Origin of the sequence: Bacteroides sp. AF25-38AC (assembly GCF_003602995.1) — a bacterium.
GTDB lineage: Bacteria > Bacteroidota > Bacteroidia > Bacteroidales > Bacteroidaceae > Bacteroides > Bacteroides uniformis.
This window is the reverse complement of sequence record NZ_QTMD01000002.1, coordinates 278,991-295,468: the sequence shown is the minus strand read 5'-3', so window position 1 is coordinate 295,468 and position 16,478 is coordinate 278,991. Positions and strand designations below refer to the sequence as shown.

Sequence of the window (16,478 nt, the reverse complement as noted above, 5' to 3'; positions counted from 1 at the left end):
TATGAACAGAAAATTACAATATATATATAATCTTTTTATCGCAATGATTGTTTCCGCACTGGCTGTGTCGTGTACGGATGATGAACTTGTGAAGGGTGGAGATAAATATGAGGTAGTGCCTGACATTCCTGTGGCACTTTCGCTGAAAATAAAAGTGGCAGATCAAATGGAAGTTCAAACCCGTTTGGCACAGTCTGACGAAACAGAACGCACAGTTAATAAATTGTTTGTGATAGCTTTCAAGCCGAGTAAGCAATCTGATGGAGCGGAGAATGCAGATGCTTCGGATGACGAATGGTCTGTGGACAATTCTGCATTTTATGATACTGAAGATGGTTTGGGAAATCCTATTGAAGTAGGGAAACCGCAATCTGTAGAGTTCTCTATGACTACAGGATTGAGGAGAATTTATGTGGTAGGTAATCCGCAGAGCGGGGTAGGAACCTTATCTGATGATGAATTGAAGAATGTAAAGACAATAGCAGCCCTAAAAGCACTTTATTCCAAGTTGAGTGATAATTTGAGTGTTGAGCGTGTCTATTTCTTGATGACTGGACAGGCGATAACCAAAGAAAAGAGTGAAATTGTAACAGTATATAAGTCTGGGGACCACCAGGGAGCAATAAGGGAAGATTACACAATGGCATTAAACCATGTAGATGCGCGTATAACTTTCAATATTATACCTGCTGTGGGAGTGACTTTTGAACCTGAAGCCTATAGAGTTATTAATATTCCGGGTGGTACTTATTTGTTTTCGCGCGAGAAACAAAATAGTGGAGATAATACATGGGATTATGATGGAGCGGGCTATGCTCCGAGTAATCGGCTGAGTGACTTTACTGAAAAGGATGGGAAGTCTATTTTTGAGTTTTATATTTGTGAGAATAGACAAAATCCTAAACAAAAAATAAGTACAGAGAGCCTACTTGAGGAGGGTACTTATTATGCTTTGCGTGAGAAACAGGAGAAAAAGCTAATAACCGGAACTGTAGAAGGGCAAAAATATGAAAATGGAGAATATGTATATGCCAATGCTAAATCAACGTATGTAGAATTGGAGGGTACTATTACCTATAAGGATGATGATGGGAGTGAAGTGTACGCAAAGACAACTTACACAATTCATTTAGGTAATACAGGAAATAGTAATACAGCCGACTGGTTGAATGACTTGGAACTCGTCAACAATTATGATACGGAACGTAATACTCATTATACTTATAATGTGAAAGTACAAAGTGTAGACCAAATCATTGTAGAAGTTGAGGATAGTAAGGAAGTCAATCCAGGTGCGGAAGGCGATGTCATCGTTGCGCAAGGAACTGTTAAGACGATGGATTCCCACTATGGAAGATTATTGCTGACGTTAAGAAAAGAAGATATTCAAAAAGGACTTTCCTGGTCGGTAACCACTCCTTTTCAACGAGGGATGAAGGTGTTTGATACGAAACTTCCCTATGATGGATACGGGCTTCCTCAAACAGATTTGTCTTTGAATGATTATAAGTGGGTAAAGTTTCTGGTTAATAAGGAATGTCGTTTGGCTAATGGAAACTATGTGCCGACAAATGTCATGGCAAAATATCCTGGCGAACAAGCGTATGACGGTGGTGGTAAAAATAATTCAGAAGCAGCCCCTATTGCAGGTGGGGAGTATATAGAAACACAATTTTATGGACATGTGCGGTTGTATGACATTAATCAGTTATTGAATTTTTTGCATGTGGAGGCTAACAATGGCAATAGTGATATTTTTGAGCGGAGATGGAATTCGGAAACATTTGAATACGAAGATGTTGTAACGATTACTGCTTATGTAGATGAATATATTTATGTATATGACCCACGAATGATTTATTATCGTCAGGCAGCATCAGTAGGACTTCCCGGTTCTGGTGATGGTATAGAGGGTGTTAATTTGGAATTATGGAAAGAAACAGTGAATGGAGAAAATCGTATGCTAAATTTTTGTGTAGAAGGCTCAAAATACAGTGAAGATGGAGAAAGTTCCGTAGCACGTAGTGTTTATTCCATCGCACAAAATCCGGTTTATACTTTCTACAATCCGAAACATGCTGACTTGAAAACGGCATGGGGAACAGAGGCTATGATGGAAACGAAATTCTTGCCGATAGTACCGGACGGTGTTTCCGATGAAGACTTTAATAGTCGTTTTAGTGGACAAAATCCAAATGGAATGGAGAATGGACGCCTCAATATGTTGAACCTTATTAATGCGAGACAAACAGTAAACCAATTACATTGGACGGATGTCTTAGGAGTTGTTACGGATGTAGATCATCAATTAAACTCTGGCTATGAGAGTATTTGGTATGCCTGCTTGTTGCGTAACCGTGATTTGGATGGGGATGACGTTATAGATGCAGATGAAATCCGTTGGTATCTTGCTTCTGTAGATCAATTGACAGATTTGTGGATTGGGGAAACTGCTATTCCTAAAGCGAAACTTTATATGAATGATATTGATGCTTCCGGAGTGGAAATACCAATTGAAAATGGAGAAACACGTGTACATGTGGCAAGTAGTAGTTATCATCCTGGTACAACAGATAAGCCTACAAATAAACCTAGTGATCCATGGGTTATATGGGCAGAGGAAAGTGCATCGAGAGGATCTGCGTCTTATTCACAGACAGCACCTGGTGAACACTTTACTGGTATTAAGAATTTCTCTTATCGTTGTATAAGAAATCTGGGGTTAAGTTTGAAGGATATTGATGCAGTTCCAGAGGATTATGTAACGAAAGGAAGTAGCACACATATTATTGGAGGTGTAACTTATAAGGAGAAAACTATTGATATAAATCCTATGATTGATAACACAATCAGACCGTCTGTAGGTACTGAAGTATTGCCGACAAATACGGAAAGAGATATTTCTGGTAACAATCGTCCACCTTTGACGTTGGCAATTCTTGCGGATGAGGGTGATATTAGTTATGGAGTATATCCTGAAGAGGGATCAATTGGAGCAGAACGTGTGGCAAAATATGAAAGAGTTGATCGCCCCTGTCCTATTGGATACCGTGCTCCTAATCAGCGTGAATTAATGTTGATGTACACAACCTATCCTGATTTGATGACCGGATTTACTTATTTGACAAATACAACTTTTAGCGGTAGGAATACTGATATAGGGCAAGGTGTAGGATCTACAACGAATAGAAAGGAAGCTTTCGCCTATACAAGTGGTACTCTTCAATTGACTACGGGCTGGGGAAGTGGTAAGGTGCGTTGCGTACGCGATGCTACCAATAATCTGGGAGGAAATTAATAGGGAATGAGACGTATCCTCAGCTGTATCGGTTTGTTTCTGTTTATTGTCGGTTTGCTTCATTCTTGCATTGCCGGTGATAAACAGAAAGCCGGGAAGATGGATGAATGTACAGAGAATGTCAAAGGGAAAGCTGAATTGAGAGATCAGCAATTCCCTTTTCCCGAAATCCCCTCCGTCCTCACCTCCCCCACCGAGCGCAAGACTTTCTTGCTGACGCACTACTGGGACAGCTATAACTTCTCCGACACCGCCTTGGTGAATAACCGGGCGGTGACGGAGCAAGGCTTGGTCAATCAGCTATCCCTGTTGTCGGCTTCAGAAGCCACGCAGGAGGAGATTAAGGGAGGCATCGGCAACCTCTGCACCGGCATGGAGAGTCAGGAGCATGCAAGGCAGGTGTTCATGCGGCTGATGGATGATTATCTCTATAATCCCAATTCGCCGTACTACAACGAAACGCTCTATGCTGCCTACCTGCGCCGTATGCTGCAAAGTACCGCGCTGGACGAGGCAAGGAAAAGTTCTTTGAAATTCAAGTTGGAGCTGATAAGCCGTAATAACGTGGGCAAGGCAGCTACGGACTTCACCTACTACCTGCCGGACGAAGAATGTCGCACGCTGCGGACAACCACGGTACAGGGAGACAAGCTGTTGCTGGTATTCTACGACCCCGAATGCCCCAGTTGCCACGAAGTGCTGAAAGCGATGATGGCAGACCGGGCATTGGCTGATGCTGTGGATACAGGCACCCTGACCGTACTTGCCGTCTACACCGAGGGCAATGATGAAGTGTGGAGGAAAGCCCTGACAGACATGCCCCGTAGCTGGCTAATAGGCAACGACCGGCAACAGGTGAAAGACTGTGCTTTGTATGACCTCAAGGCCATGCCCTCGCTTTACTTGCTGGATAAAGACAAAACCGTACTGCTGAAAGATGCGGCCTACGACACCGTGAGGCAGGCGCTGGGTTTGAGATAAATCTTGTAATAATGAATCGGGCAGACGTGATTTGCGGTCTACCCTCGGAAAATTTAATCCTCTCCTCGACAAGAAGGCTTAAATTTTCGCTATGAGACCAACTGTGAAGTTCGTCTGATAGATTTTGTTTGTTTTGTTTGTGAATGCCTCCGATTCAAGCGTGGATTCGGGGGCATTTTGTCTTATTATCCCTGGAAAAATGAAATGTTATTAATCAGGCATTTGGAGGGAGCTCTATTTTATTTTCCATATCTTTGCAAGATGACTGTTTGTCTTTGAACTGAAAAAGAAGGAGCAGACAAGTTGATGATTATCACAAGAGACAAACATAAATCGTTATAACCAAGTGATGAAACAATTAATTGCATGTTGCGGACTGGATTGCGAAAATTGCACCGCCCGTATAGCCACTGTCAATAATGACGATGAGCTGAGAGAGAAAACCGCCAAAGAGTGGAGTGTGCTGAACAATACGCCGGAAATTACGGCAGAAACCATCCATTGTATGGGGTGCCGTGCAGATGGGGTGAAGTTTGCCTATTGCAGCAATTACTGTGCTATCCGTAAATGTGTGTACGAAAAAGGTTTCAATACCTGCGGTGACTGTAAGGAACTGGATACTTGCCAGGTGGTAGGTGCCGTTCTTCAGCATGTGCCCGGTGCAAGGGAAAATCTTTATTAACCGTAAATTTTTTGATTAAATAAAATATTGCTTATCTTTGCAGTATGACAAAGACATTTAAATCGGATTTGGTTTTGTAAACAATCTGTGTTCCATGCACAGATTGTCCCTTTCGTTTACTTTCGGATAACTTCTTTCGAGAGTGTTTTTCTATTGTTATAATTCAAGTTTAATCCGCATATTATGCTGAAGGTGTTGTGATACTTTCCGTATATGCAAAATATAGTAAGAAAATGAGTAACGAAAATAAAACTATCCACGATTTCGAATTTAATTTAATCTGTGACTTTTTCTCCAATATGGAACGGCAAGGCCCTGGCAGTCCTGAAGTGACGTTGAAGGCATTGAGCTTTGTAGACGGTCTTACCGATGAATCCCTTATTGCCGATATCGGTTGTGGAACAGGTGGTCAGACAATGGTATTGGCTGGCCATGTTCCGGGACAGATTACCGGAATTGACCTTTTCCCCGGCTTTATTGACATCTTCAACCGTAATGCAAGGCAGTTGGGCTTGCAGGACAGAGTAAAAGGAATTGTCGGTTCAATGGATGCCCTCCCTTTCGGTGAGGAGGAGCTGGATATGATTTGGTGTGAAGGTGCTATCTATAACATCGGCTTTGAACGTGGCTTGAAGGAGTGGCGTAAATATCTGAAACCGGGAGGGTATATTGCCGTATCCGAGAGTTCATGGTTTACGGACGAACGTCCTGCGGAAATCAATGACTTCTGGATGGACGCCTATTCTGAAATGGATACACTTCCCAATCAGGTAGCCAAGTTGTACAAGGCGGGTTATCTCCCCGTTGCTACATTCATTCTGCCGGAGAATTGCTGGACAGAGCATTACTTTGCTTCAAAGGTTGCGGCTCAGGAGATTTTCCGTAAGAAATATGCCGGTAATAAAATTGCCGAAGAGTTCAGCTCACTCCAAATGATTGAGGATGAACTATACGGCAAATATAAGGAATTCTACGGTTATGTGTTTTTTATTGCTAAGAAGGTAGGTTGATGGCAGACTTCTCTTATTGAGGAATGCGGGTATTCTCATGGCAGAATATCCGCATTTTGTGTTTTGAGTGGATTTTATTGTTTTGAGGATGTGCGGAACTTCTGAGGAGGTATTCCCGTATGACGTTTAAAGAATTTGTTGAAGAAGGCCGCATTATTAAAACCTAGACTCACGGCTATATCCTTTATCGGAGTGTTGGCGGTACAAAGTTGTGCTTTGGCATCCATGATGATAGTATTGTTGATGATTTCCATGGCTGTATGTCCTGATTCCTTTTTGACAAGGCGGCAAAGAGCTGCCGGTCTCATATTCATTTTCAATGCATAATAGGACACTTGATGCTCCCGGACATAGTCTGTGTGTACCAATCGGATAAAAATGCGGTATTGGTTGAAATGCCTGCTGCCCGGAGTCTCTTTTATTCTAGGGCGTTCCGGACAGAGTTCGGATATACCTTGTAACAGATAGGTCAGTAGAGTTTGCAATGAAACTAGACTTGAGGGGCTTTCTGTTCTTTGGTAGAGGTGTGACAAATAGGTCATGAACTCGGCATAAAGCTGGAAGTCCGTTTTCGATAGAGGAAAAATATAGTGTTTGCCTATAATGTGAAACTTATCCATCATGACCTTGCCGGCCCCTGAACTCTGGATAAGTTGTTGGGAAAATATGACGACATATATTTCAGCATCGTCTGACGTGTGTAGCAATTGTACGAAGGTCTCGGGAGGAATAACTAGGAGGGTGTTAGCTTCAACCCTGAATTGAGTATGGTTTATGATGGTTTTCAGAACTCCTTTGGTGCATAGAGCGAAGATACTGGTCTTGGTGTGGTATGGCTTTTCCACTAGCGGATTCAGTTCATTGGTTGTGATATGATTGCAGGCAATGAACTCGGCATTTATATTGAATTCGGATATATTCATGTTGGAGATTTTAAGACACAAAAATGGGGGATAATAATGTATAAATGACAGAGATAACAGTTAAAATCAATATTACGCTCAATTTGTCTCTGTTAAATAAGGTAAAGTTGTGAATAATAGAATATATACATGCTAAAACGGAATATTGATTTATAAGGGTTTGTTTGTGGCATAAGCATTTTAGCCCGAACTTTGCTCCTTGTATGATAAAACAATTCTGATGAATCCGAATGTTCCTCAAGAAGTACGTATAATAAATGCCATCTCCGAGCAGTTGTTCAACTCATGGCCCGTCAGCATTATTATGATTGATTTGGAAGATTGTATCTGGCGTCTGAATCAGCAGGTGATGAATGAACTCCATTTGAATGAGTATGTGATAGGGCGGCGTATCACTGACTTATTGGAAGTGGTATGTGATAAAAAGAATGTGTTAGAAGACCTTTTGCTGCAACTTCGGGAGAGGGATGTGCGGATTATTCCCTTAGATATCAATTGCTTTATACGTGAATTGAAGAGTGGTATCAGTTTTCTGATACAAGGTGCTATGGTGGGAATTCATGAAGATGGACAATTGGTGAGGATTGTACTCTATTTCAGGAATGTGTTGGAAGAACGGACACAGAAGCATTTGCTGAATATTGCGCTGAGCCGCACCCAGATATTTCAATGGTCTTTCGACATGGAACATAATCTGATGATTATAGAACCGCGTTATTTTGAATATTTGGGGATTCCTACGCGTGACTATACGCTGACGCCTGAGGAATTCGCATTTCTGATTCATCCGGACGACCGGAAGGGAGTGTTTGATGCTTTGGCTTTACAGTTGCATGGTAATTTGTACGAACGCCCAGTGGAATACCGTCTACGGAGGGGAGACGGCAAGTGGGAGTGGTTTGAGGCGCAATCTACCTATGTGGGGCAATTGACGGATTTGCCGTTCCGTATCATCGGTATTTGCATGAGTACGCAGAAATACAAGGATACGGAGAATAAATTGAACGAGGCTTTGCAGAAAGCGCAACGTAGCGATGAGTTGAAGAGCGTATTTCTTGCTAATATGAGCCACGAGATACGTACGCCACTAAATGCCATTGTGGGCTTCTCTACACTACTGGCTTGTGGGGATGCCGACTTGTCGCGGCAGGAGATTATGGAATTTACGTCTTTGATTGAAAAGAACAGCCAGTTGTTAATGGTGTTGATTTCAGATATTCTGGATTTGTCCAAGATAGAATCGAACACGATGGAATTCCATTTTGAGAAGGTTTCTTTAAATGGCATATTGGAAAGCATTTACAGTGCGCAGAAGATGAATCTTCGGAAAGGAGTGGAGTTACTGCTAGACCTTCCGGACCGGGCGGCAGTTATCTATACAGATCCTACGCGTTTGGGGCAAGTTGTCAACAATCTTATCAATAATGCGGTGAAGTTCACTGCTGAAGGACGCATAACCATAGGGTATAGGCTGAAGGACTTTGCTACATTGGAAGTCTTTGTGGAAGATACGGGAACTGGCATGTCGGAAGAAGTTCTGGCGCACATTTTTGAACGTTTCTATAAGGGAGATGCTTTTGTGCAGGGCACGGGATTGGGATTGGCCATTTGCAGGACTATCGTTGAAAGGTTTCATGGAAAAATAGAAGTGGCTTCAACTCTTGGCAAGGGGAGCCGCTTTGCAATTGTCCTTCCGCAGGAAATGCGGGAGTAGTGTTCTCTTTCTTGGATATTTGATGTAATTATGTGAGCGTATGATATTGTATAACGTTGAAAATCGCTACCTTTGCAGTCTTGAACGATAAATTCATTGACACTATGATATCTGTAGAAGGACTGAAGGTAGAATTTAATGCCACTCCTCTGTTCGAAGACGTCTCTTATGTTATCAATAAGAAAGACCGTATAGCTCTTGTCGGCAAGAATGGTGCCGGTAAGTCCACCATGCTCAAGATATTGGCTGGCATTCAGCAGCCCACTGCCGGCATTGTTGCCGTTCCTCGCGAATGTACTATCGGGTATTTGCCCCAAGTGATGATACTCAGTGACAAGCGCACCGTAATGCAGGAGGCTGAACTTGCCTTCGAGCATATTTTTGAGATGCAGGCGGGCATCGAACGCATGAATCGGCAACTTGCCGAACGTACCGATTACGACAGCGAGGATTACCAGAAACTGATTGACCGCTTCACTCACGAAAACGAACGTTTTCTGATGATGGGCGGCACCAACTACCGTGCCGAAATAGAGCGCACGCTCCAAGGGCTGGGCTTCAGCCGCGAGGACTTTGACCGCTCTACAAGCGAGTTTTCCGGTGGTTGGCGTATGCGTATAGAGCTTGCCAAGCTGTTGCTTCGCCGTCCGGATGTGTTGCTGCTCGACGAGCCTACCAACCACCTTGACATCGAGAGTATCCAGTGGTTGGAGAACTTCCTTTCCACCCGTGCCAATGCGGTGGTGCTTGTCAGCCACGACCGCGCCTTTTTGAACAATGTCACTACGCGTACCATCGAAATAACTTGTGGACGCATTTACGACTATAAAGTGAAATACGATGAGTTCGTGGTGCTTCGCAAGGAGCGCCGGGAGCAGCAACTACGTGCTTACGAGAATCAGCAGAAGCAGATACAAGATACGGAAGATTTCATCGAACGTTTCCGGTACAAAGCTACCAAGGCTGTGCAAGTGCAGAGCCGCATCAAGCAGCTCGAAAAGATAGAGCGCATCGAAGTGGATGAGGAAGACAACTCCTCTTTGCGCCTGAAGTTTGTTTGCAGTAGCCGTAGCGGTAATTATCCCGTTATCTGCGAGGATATGGAGAAATCCTACGGTGGGCACGTTGTTTTCCACGATGTGAATTTGACTATCAACCGAGGAGAGAAGGTTGCTTTTGTCGGTAAGAACGGCGAAGGTAAGTCTACGCTTGTAAAGTGTATTATGGGTGAGATTACGGATTATACCGGTAAGCTTACACTGGGACATAATGTGCAGATTGGATATTTTGCCCAGAACCAGGCACAGCTTTTGGATGAGAGCCTGACTGTATTCGATACGATTGACCGCGTGGCCGTAGGGGATATCCGCCTCAAAATCCGTGATATTCTAGGTGCTTTCATGTTCGGCGGTGAGGCTTCGGATAAAAAGGTGAAGGTGCTCAGCGGTGGAGAGCGTACCCGGCTTGCCATGATAAAACTGCTGTTGGAGCCGGTGAATTTCCTGATTCTCGACGAACCTACGAATCATCTTGACATGCGTTCCAAAGATGTGTTGAAGGAGGCTATCCGCGATTTTGACGGAACGGTGATAATAGTCAGCCATGACCGTGATTTTCTGGACGGACTTGCGACTAAAGTGTACGAGTTTGGTGGCGGACTGGTGAAGGAACATCTGGGAGGAATTTATGATTTCCTGCAAAAGAAGCAGATAGAGAGCCTGAATGAGTTACAGAAATCCCCTTCACTTTCCGCTTCGCCCACTGCCGGTAAGGCGGCATCGGGAAATGTTGGTGCAGAACCGGTTCAACCCTCGGCAGCCAAACTCTCTTATGAGGAGCAGAAGGAGCTTAATAAGAAGCTCAAGAAACTGGAACGTCGCGTTGCCGATTGTGAAGCGGAGATAGAGCAGACGGAGGCTGCCATTGCCATTCTTGAGGCCAGGATGGCCACACCGGAAGGTGCTTCGGACATGTCGCTTTATGAGCAGCACCAAAAACTGAAAGAGCAGCTTGACCGCGTGATGGAAGAGTGGGACGCGGCTACTGTAGAGTTGGAGAATCACTAACTATTATATTTTATATGTTTATGAAAGCAAATCATTTGTTACCCATTGCAGCATTCTGTCTGATGACGGCTTCCTGCAACACCGGCAAGCAGCAGGCTGAACTTACAGCAGGCATCCAGCTCGCCAATCTTGACACAACGGCTCTACCCGGAACTGACTTTTACCAATACGCATGTGGCGGTTGGATGAAGAACAATCCGATTCCTGCTGAATACTCACAGTACGGTTCTTTTACTATCCTTGCAGAAAACAACCGCAAGCAGATTCAAGGACTGATTGAAGAACTTGCCGCCACCCAGCACGAAGCCGGCAGCGTGGCACAAAAAATCGGTGACTTGTACAAAATCGTAATGGACAGCGTGAAGCTGAACAAAGATGGTGTAGCTCCCATCAAGGCTGAACTCGACCAGCTGGCTGCTTTGAAGGACAAGAAAGAGCTTTATGCCTTGCTGGGCGATATGCAGAAGAAAGGCATCATCGCCTACAACGTGCTGTATGTTGGCGCTGACGAAATGAACAGTAGCATGAATGCTGTACAGACCTATCAGACCGGGCTGAGCATGGGCGAACGTGAATACTATCTGGAGAATGATGAGGCTACCGCCAAAATTCGTGATGCTTTCCGTACACATGTACAGAAGATGTATCAGTTGGCTGGTTTCGACGAGGCTACTGCCAAGAAAGGTATGGAGGTGGTGATGGATGTGGAAACACGTCTTGCCAAGGCTTTCCGCTCTCGTACGGAGTTGCGTGACCCGCATGCCAATTATAACAAGATGAGCATGGAAGAGTTGAAGAAGAATTATCCTACTTTCGATTGGGATGCTTATTTGTCTGCCATGGGCTTGAAGGATGTGAAGGAAATCATCGTAGGCCAGCCCGCTTCACTGAAAGCTGCTGCCGATATTCTGGATACGCTGCCCATTGAACAGCAGAGCCTTTATCTGCAATGGAAATTGATTGATTCTGCCGCAAGCTTGTTGAACGATGCTATGGCAGAACAGAACTTCGACTTCTACAGCCGCACCATGAGCGGTACACAAGAAATGCAGCCTCGCTGGAAGAGAGCGGTAAGCACTGTAAGCGGCGCGCTGGGCGAAGCTGTAGGTCAGATGTACGTGGAGAAATATTTCCCTGCTGCTGCCAAGGAGCGTATGGTGACTTTGGTGAAGAACTTGCAGGAAAGTCTGGGCGAACGTATCCAGAATCTTGCCTGGATGGGTGATTCCACTAAGGTGAAAGCTCTGGAGAAACTGGCTACCTTCCATGTGAAGATTGGTTATCCCGACACTTGGAAAGACTACTCCACACTGGAAATCAAAAACGACTCTTACTGGGCAAACATGGAACGTGCCAACGAGTGGAGCCATGCCGAAATGATAGCCAAGGCCGGCAAGCCGGTGGATAAGGACGAATGGCTGATGACTCCGCAGACCGTCAACGCTTACTATAACCCGACCACCAACGAAATCTGTTTCCCCGCCGGTATCCTGCAATATCCTTTCTTCGATATGAATGCGGATGATGCCTTCAACTATGGTGCCATCGGTGTGGTAATCGGTCATGAGATGACTCACGGATTCGACGACCAGGGTCGCCAGTACGACAAGGACGGTAACCTGAAAGACTGGTGGACTGCTGAAGATGCCAAGAACTTTGACGAGCGTGCTCAGGTGATGGTGAACTTCTTCGATAGCATCGAGGTTGCTCCGGGCGTATATGCCAACGGACGCATGACATTGGGTGAGAATATTGCCGACCACGGTGGTCTGCAGGTTTCTTATCAGGCATTCAAGAAAGCTACGGCTGCCAATCCGCTGCCGGTGCTGGATGGTCTTACTCCCGAACAACGTTTCTTCCTGGCATACGCAGGTGTATGGGCCAATGATATCCGTCCCGAAGAAGTGCTGAACCGCACGAAGAGTGATGTGCACTCATTGGGCGAATGGCGCGTAAACGGTGCATTGCCGCAAATCGGTGCTTGGTATGAGGCATTCAACGTGACAGAAAAAGACCCGATGTTCTTGCCGGTAGAAAAACGTGTATCTATTTGGTAAACCAACAAAATAGCCCTTAAAAAAAGGCGGCAGACTGGAAACAGATGCCGCCTTTTTTAATTATACCTAATTTATTGTGTATGAATGTATGTATGAATAAACAAAATTTGTAACTTTGCGCATCAAATACTAATATACGCATACTTTAATACGCAAATCCATGTCTGAAACAAAAAGAATCAAAACAGCTCTGGTATCTGTTTACCATAAGGAAGGTTTGGACGAAATCATTACCAAACTGCATGAAGAAGGTGTAGAGTTCCTCTCAACCGGTGGAACCCGTCAGTTTATAGAATCCCTGGGTTATCCCTGCAAGGCAGTGGAAGACCTCACTACATACCCTTCCATCCTGGGCGGACGCGTGAAGACTTTGCATCCGAAGGTTTTTGGAGGTATTCTTTGCCGCCGCGGATTGGAGCAAGACATGCAACAGATTGAAAAATATGAAATCCCCGAAATAGACCTCGTCATTGTTGACCTCTATCCGTTTGAGGCTACCGTTGCCAGTGGTGCCGAAGAACCTGCCATCATCGAAAAGATTGACATAGGCGGTATCTCCCTAATTCGTGCCGCAGCCAAGAACTATAACGACGTGGTTATCATCGCTTCGCAAGCACAATATCAGCCGTTCCGCGACATGCTGATGGAACACGGAGCCACTACTACCATCGAAGAACGCCGTTGGTTTGCCAAAGAGGCTTTCGGAGTGTCTTCACACTATGATTCTGCCATCTTCAACTATTTCGATGGCGAGGAAGGTTCCGCTTTCCGTTGCTCTGCCAACAGCCAGAAGACTTTACGCTATGGCGAGAATCCGCATCAGAAAGGTTATTTCTATGGCAATCTGGATGCTATGTTCGACCAGATTCACGGTAAGGAAATCTCTTATAACAACCTGCTCGACATCAATGCTGCCGTTGACTTGATTGACGAATTCAAGGATACGACTTTCGCTATCCTGAAGCATAATAATGCTTGTGGACTGGCTTCACGTCCCACTGTGCTCGAAGCATGGAACGATGCGCTTGCCGGTGACCCGGTATCCGCTTTTGGTGGTGTGCTCATCACTAATGCCGTGATTGACAAGGCTGCTGCCGAAGAAATCAATAAAATTTTCTTTGAGGTGATTATCGCTCCCGATTATGATGTGGATGCGTTGGAAATCCTCGGTCAGAAGAAGAACCGTATTATCCTGGTCCGCAAGCCGGCAGCTCTGCCTAAGAAGCAGTTCCGTTCTTTGCTGAATGGCGTATTGGTTCAGGACCGCGACCTTAAGGTGGAAACTCCTGAAGAATTGAAGACTGTAACTACGAAGGCTCCCACTGCACAGGAAATTGAGGATATGCTCTTTGCAAACAAGATTGTGAAGAACAGTAAGTCGAATGCCATTGTGCTGGCAAAAGGAAAGCAGTTGTTGGCAAGTGGTGTAGGTCAGACCAGCCGTGTGGATGCTTTGAAGCAGGCTATCGAGAAAGCCAAAAACTTCGGTTTCGACTTGAATGGCGCTGTAATGGCAAGTGACGCATTCTTCCCTTTCCCCGACTGCGTGGAAATTGCCGGCAATGAAGGCGTAACAGCCGTCATCCAGCCGGGTGGAAGCATCAAGGATGAACTCTCGTTTGAATATTGCAACGAGCATGGCATCGCCATGGTGACTACGGGATTCCGTCACTTTAAACACTAATTCGGATTTACGATTTGACGATTTACGATTTACGATTGAAGTTACATCGTAAGTCTGAATCTCAAATTGTAAACAAGAGGAATATCAATCGTAAATCGTAAATAGTTAAATCGTAAATATTAATGGGATTATTCTCCTTTACACAAGAAATAGCGATGGACCTTGGCACAGCCAATACCATCATCACCACGAATGGCAAGATTGTGGTGGATGAGCCTTCGGTGGTGGCTTTGGACCGTCGTACCGATAAGATGATTGCCGTGGGTGACAAGGCAAAGATGATGCACGAAAAGACCCACGAAAACATACGTACCATCCGTCCGTTGCGCGATGGTGTGATTGCCGACTTCTATGCCTGCGAGCAGATGATACGTGGACTTATCAAGATGGTGAACAACCGTAACCGTCTTTTCTCTCCGTCACTCCGCATGGTGATTGGTGTTCCTTCGGGCAGTACCGAAGTGGAGCTGCGTGCCGTGCGCGACTCTGCCGAGCATGCCGGCGGGCGCGACGTTTATTTGATTTTCGAGCCGATGGCTGCTGCCATCGGTATCGGTATCGATGTAGAGGCTCCCGAAGGCAACATGATTGTTGACATAGGTGGTGGTTCTACGGAAATTGCCGTTATCTCTTTGGGAGGTATCGTAAGTAACAACTCCATCCGCATTGCCGGTGACGACTTGACTGCCGATATTCAGGAATACATGAGCCGCCAGCACAACGTGAAGGTCAGCGAGCGTATGGCTGAGCGTATTAAGATTAATGTGGGTGCTGCCTTGACGGAACTCGGTGAGGATGCTCCTGAAGACTATATCGTTCATGGTCCGAACCGCATCACGGCATTGCCCATGGAAGTGCCGGTATGCTATCAGGAAGTGGCGCATTGCTTGGAGAAGTCTATCTCTAAGATTGAGACAGCCATCTTGAGCGCATTGGAAAATACGCCTCCCGAATTGTATGCCGACATCGTTCACAACGGTATCTATCTTGCCGGTGGCGGTGCATTGCTTCGTGGACTGGATAAGCGTCTGACTGATAAAATAAACATACCGTTCCACATTGCGGAAGACCCCTTGCATGCCGTTGCCAAAGGTACGGGCGTGGCATTGAAGAACGTTGACCGCTTCTCATTCTTGATGCGGTAATGCGAAATTTATTAAACTTTCTCATTAAATATAATTACTGGTTCCTCTTTCTTCTGTTAGAGGTTGCCAGTTTTATTTTATTATTTCGCTTTAATCATTACCAGCAGAGTGTGTATTTCACCTCTGCCAATGGCGTGGCGGGGAAGGTTTATGAAATATCGGGTGGCATCACTTCCTATTTCCACTTGAAGACGGCCAACGAAGACCTGCTCGACCGCAACATGTGGCTGGAGCAGCGGCTTTCGTTTCTGGAAAATGTCTTGAAGGAGAAAGGATTGGACTCCGCCAGGTTGTACAGCATGGAACGGCTTGCTCCTACGGAGTATCAGATATTCAAGGCGAATGTCATAAAGAACAGCTTGAACAAGGCTGACAATTATATCACTTTAGACCGTGGAACAACAGAAGGTATCCGTCCTGAGATGGGAGTTGTAGATGCCAATGGCGTGGTGGGTATTGTGTATAAGACCTCTCCCCATTACTCGTTGGTCATTCCGTTGCTGAACAGCAAGTCAAGCATCAGCTGTAAGATTGTGGGCAGTGATTATTTCGGTTATTTGAAGTGGGAGGGAGGTAATTCCCGTTTTGCCTATCTGAAGGATTTGCCCCGGCATGCCGAATTCAATCTGGGAGATACAGTAGTGACCAGCGGCTATTCCACCGTGTTTCCAGAAGGTGTCATGGTGGGGACGGTGGATGACATGTCTGACTCGCACGACGGGCTTTCGTATCTGTTGAAGATAAAGCTGGCTACGGACTTTGGAAAGGTGAGCAATGTGCGCGTCATTTCCCGCAACGGGCAGGATGAACAAAAGGCATTGGAGTCGAGGGCAGACGAGAAGTGACTAAGAAATTAGGGATTAGGGGTTAAGGATTAGGGATTAATCATCTTTATATCTTATAACTTATACACTCAAT

The 16,478-nt window shown here is 45.2% G+C and carries 11 protein-coding genes; 10 read left to right on the top strand and 1 reads right to left on the bottom strand.

The genetic code is table 11. The annotated features are described in order from the left end of the window. Position 1 precedes the first annotated feature (1 nt). The 4 genes from DWY55_RS02750 (at position 2) to DWY55_RS02735 (ending at position 5,971) form a co-directional block, all read left to right on the top strand. Positions 2-3,298 carry a fimbrial protein gene (locus tag DWY55_RS02750; protein WP_117878711.1) on the top strand — a complete coding sequence of 1,099 codons (3,297 nt, stop codon included), beginning with the start codon at positions 2-4 and terminating at the stop codon, positions 3,296-3,298. Positions 3,299-3,304: 6 nt separating this feature from the next. Beyond that, on the top strand, positions 3,305-4,279 hold the full coding sequence (locus DWY55_RS02745; protein WP_117878713.1) for a DUF5106 domain-containing protein: 975 nt from the start codon (positions 3,305-3,307) through the stop codon (positions 4,277-4,279). 349 nt (positions 4,280-4,628) lie between these two features. Continuing rightward, a complete protein-coding gene (locus DWY55_RS02740; protein WP_005828559.1) occupies positions 4,629-4,961 on the top strand; it encodes a DUF3795 domain-containing protein in 333 nt (110 codons plus the stop codon). Positions 4,962-5,194: 233 nt separating this feature from the next. Further along, a complete protein-coding gene (locus tag DWY55_RS02735) occupies positions 5,195-5,971 on the top strand; it encodes a class I SAM-dependent methyltransferase (RefSeq protein WP_005828557.1) in 777 nt (258 codons plus the stop codon). Positions 5,972-6,045: 74 nt separating this feature from the next. Here the strand turns inward: DWY55_RS02735 and DWY55_RS02730 are convergent, their stop codons facing one another. Then, entirely contained in the window at positions 6,046-6,894 is an 849-nt protein-coding gene (locus DWY55_RS02730) for a helix-turn-helix domain-containing protein (RefSeq protein WP_120178008.1), read from the bottom strand. Positions 6,895-7,114: 220 nt separating this feature from the next. On the opposite strand from DWY55_RS02730, the gene DWY55_RS02725 reads away from it, so the two are divergent. From DWY55_RS02725 to mreC, 6 genes are all read left to right on the top strand, one after another. Then, entirely contained in the window at positions 7,115-8,608 is a 1,494-nt protein-coding gene (locus DWY55_RS02725; RefSeq protein ID WP_005828554.1) for an ATP-binding protein, read from the top strand. 104 nt (positions 8,609-8,712) lie between these two features. After that, positions 8,713-10,674, top strand: a complete 1,962-nt coding sequence (abc-f, locus tag DWY55_RS02720) for a ribosomal protection-like ABC-F family protein (RefSeq protein ID WP_008665967.1) — start codon at positions 8,713-8,715, stop codon at positions 10,672-10,674. A 20-nt stretch (positions 10,675-10,694) separates the two neighbouring features. Further along, a complete protein-coding gene (locus DWY55_RS02715) occupies positions 10,695-12,731 on the top strand; it encodes a M13 family metallopeptidase (RefSeq protein ID WP_009037259.1) in 2,037 nt (678 codons plus the stop codon). A gap of 160 nt (positions 12,732-12,891) precedes the next feature. After that, entirely contained in the window at positions 12,892-14,415 is a 1,524-nt protein-coding gene (purH, locus tag DWY55_RS02710; RefSeq protein ID WP_005828546.1) for a bifunctional phosphoribosylaminoimidazolecarboxamide formyltransferase/IMP cyclohydrolase, read from the top strand. 122 nt (positions 14,416-14,537) lie between these two features. Next, positions 14,538-15,560 (top strand): rod shape-determining protein, encoded by a 1,023-nt coding sequence (locus DWY55_RS02705; protein ID WP_005828544.1) that lies wholly within the window; start codon positions 14,538-14,540, stop codon positions 15,558-15,560. Next, the gene (gene mreC / locus DWY55_RS02700; protein WP_005828542.1) at positions 15,560-16,405 is read left to right on the top strand and encodes a rod shape-determining protein MreC; all 846 of its coding nucleotides are present in this window, start codon (positions 15,560-15,562) and stop codon (positions 16,403-16,405) included. The genes DWY55_RS02705 and mreC overlap by 1 nt, the downstream gene beginning before the upstream one ends. The last annotated feature ends 73 nt before the right edge of the window (positions 16,406-16,478 follow it).

Excerpts from the sequence above, each read along its gene's own strand:
- DWY55_RS02715 (WP_009037259.1), top strand. The coding sequence starts at position 10,695 with ATGAAAGCAAATCATTTGTTACCCATTGCAGCATTCTGTCTGATGACG.
- DWY55_RS02740 (WP_005828559.1), top strand. The coding sequence starts at position 4,629 with ATGAAACAATTAATTGCATGTTGCGGACTGGATTGCGAAAATTGCACC.
- DWY55_RS02725 (WP_005828554.1), top strand. The coding sequence starts at position 7,115 with ATGAATCCGAATGTTCCTCAAGAAGTACGTATAATAAATGCCATCTCC.
- purH (WP_005828546.1), top strand. The coding sequence starts at position 12,892 with ATGTCTGAAACAAAAAGAATCAAAACAGCTCTGGTATCTGTTTACCAT.
- DWY55_RS02730 (WP_120178008.1), bottom strand. The coding sequence starts at position 6,894 with ATGAATATATCCGAATTCAATATAAATGCCGAGTTCATTGCCTGCAAT.
- abc-f (WP_008665967.1), top strand. The coding sequence starts at position 8,713 with ATGATATCTGTAGAAGGACTGAAGGTAGAATTTAATGCCACTCCTCTG.
- DWY55_RS02750 (WP_117878711.1), top strand. The coding sequence starts at position 2 with ATGAACAGAAAATTACAATATATATATAATCTTTTTATCGCAATGATT.
- DWY55_RS02745 (WP_117878713.1), top strand. The coding sequence starts at position 3,305 with ATGAGACGTATCCTCAGCTGTATCGGTTTGTTTCTGTTTATTGTCGGT.
- DWY55_RS02735 (WP_005828557.1), top strand. The coding sequence starts at position 5,195 with ATGAGTAACGAAAATAAAACTATCCACGATTTCGAATTTAATTTAATC.
- DWY55_RS02705 (WP_005828544.1), top strand. The coding sequence starts at position 14,538 with ATGGGATTATTCTCCTTTACACAAGAAATAGCGATGGACCTTGGCACA.
- mreC (WP_005828542.1), top strand. The coding sequence starts at position 15,560 with ATGCGAAATTTATTAAACTTTCTCATTAAATATAATTACTGGTTCCTC.